General features: G+C 51.3%; 1 protein-coding gene. It reads left to right on the top strand.

Annotated elements, in window-relative coordinates:
* Positions 1–109: 109 nt before the first annotated feature.
* On the top strand, positions 110–727 hold the full coding sequence (gene cas13a, locus KKP04_RS16025; protein WP_371818843.1) for a type VI-A CRISPR-associated RNA-guided ribonuclease Cas13a: 618 nt from the start codon (positions 110–112) through the stop codon (positions 725–727).
* Positions 728–792: the final 65 nt, after the last annotated feature.

Below are 792 nucleotides of genomic sequence, written 5' to 3' on the forward strand. Positions count from 1 at the left end.
AGTGATAGGACTACGACCAGGATTAGACATAAGACGATCCCTCAAGGAACCGTCACACTCGCAGCCGTTCGAGCAAAATGGAAGGTGAGGTCAGAACACCGCTTACGATATATCGGCTTATCGCGAGCATTCGAACTTCGTCAGATTAGTTGACCATGTCAGGGCTCACCGCCTCATCCTCGCAGTTCAGGGGCGCCTCGTCGACTATGCGGCGATGTTTGAGCGCGATCTCTATTTCGCAACGCTTGGCCTTCTCGCCAAGCACGGCCTGAAGCCACATGACCTTTTCGGAGAAGAGGAACTTACGGAGTTTAGCAGGGGGCGAGTGATCTATGCCTTAGGCATACGAAACGAGAATCCAATCCTGAGGCAAATCGTTCAGAATCTGAAGGTTCATTTCCCGGGAACCTGGGGAAACAGGCATAATGTTGATATTCGCAACGAGATAGCTCATCTGGAGCTGAAACGGCTCACATACAGTATCAATCAGGCTCGTGAGCTTATGGCCTATGATCGCAAGTTGAAGAATGCGATCAGCAAATCGGTGATCGAACTTCTCTATCGGGAAGGGATCAATCTCAAATTCATAATCGCTAAGTCGGGTGATACCCACGATTTGAGCTCTCCCGTATTGTCGTCGCGAAGTGCCACGCATCTTGGTGGCAAGAAACTCGTCTTTAACAGGCTGCTGAAATACTCCTGTCTCGACAGCGGTTTGAGAACATGATTCACCCTCAGCACGGTAACGGCGGGGGTGATGATGCGCGGGATGGACGAGACGAGCGGATCGCT

The organism is Rhodomicrobium sp. Az07 (assembly GCF_018619475.1).
Lineage (GTDB): Bacteria > Pseudomonadota > Alphaproteobacteria > Rhizobiales > Rhodomicrobiaceae > Rhodomicrobium.